The organism is Thermococcus sp. 21S7 (assembly GCF_012027615.1).
GTDB lineage: Archaea > Methanobacteriota_B > Thermococci > Thermococcales > Thermococcaceae > Thermococcus.
In genome coordinates this window covers 1-543 of sequence record NZ_SNUT01000015.1, presented here as the reverse complement: position 1 = coordinate 543, position 543 = coordinate 1, and the positions used below count along the sequence as shown (strand labels likewise).

At 48.4% G+C, this 543-nt stretch carries 1 protein-coding gene and 1 pseudogene; one reads left to right on the top strand and one right to left on the bottom strand.

What is annotated here, in order from left to right; genetic code table 11:
- Nucleotides 1-131: pseudogene (locus tag E3E51_RS13210) on the top strand (GlcNAc transferase); the annotation flags it as partial.
- Here the strand turns inward: E3E51_RS13210 and E3E51_RS12900 are convergent.
- On the bottom strand, nt 128-502 hold the full coding sequence (locus E3E51_RS12900; RefSeq protein WP_167893272.1) for a type II toxin-antitoxin system VapC family toxin: 375 nt from the start codon (nt 500-502) through the stop codon (nt 128-130). The pseudogene E3E51_RS13210 and the gene E3E51_RS12900 overlap by 4 nt on opposite strands.
- Nucleotides 503-543 lie beyond the last annotated feature (41 nt).

Below are 543 nucleotides of genomic sequence, written 5' to 3'. Positions count from 1 at the left end.
TCTACGACTACCTGGGAGAGAAGGACAAGGCGGAAGAGGCCAGAAAGAAATACGAGGAGTACAGGGCGAAGATCATGAAGGCCAACGAGGAGACCTCGAAGTTCCCGGAGGAGAAGGAGAACCAGAGCTAAAATACCCTCTTTATTCCCTCAATTTTGTCAAAGTTCCTGTCGTTCGAGAGTATCCTCTTCACGCCGTACTTCTTCATTGTGGTGTAGTGAATGGCGCCATCAAAATCCAGCTTTTCTACTCTCTCCGCTTCCATGAGAATTTCAGGCGTCAGCGGGACGACTCGAATCCCAAGTTCCGGAAGTATTTCCATAAGGTCAAACCTTCCGTTACTGTTCAGCCTTCTGAGGAGTATATAGAGCTGCCAAACGGTCAGAGATGAGGTTATCATTGACCCGTAATGTTCTTCCAGCAAATCGGTGGCCCTATCAGAGAACTCGGGGTTATCAGTAAGGTGGTAGTAGATCACGTTAACATCAACGTAGACCCTCACAGCTCTCCCCTCAGGAGCTTTTCAGTTTCTTCGTCCACGAT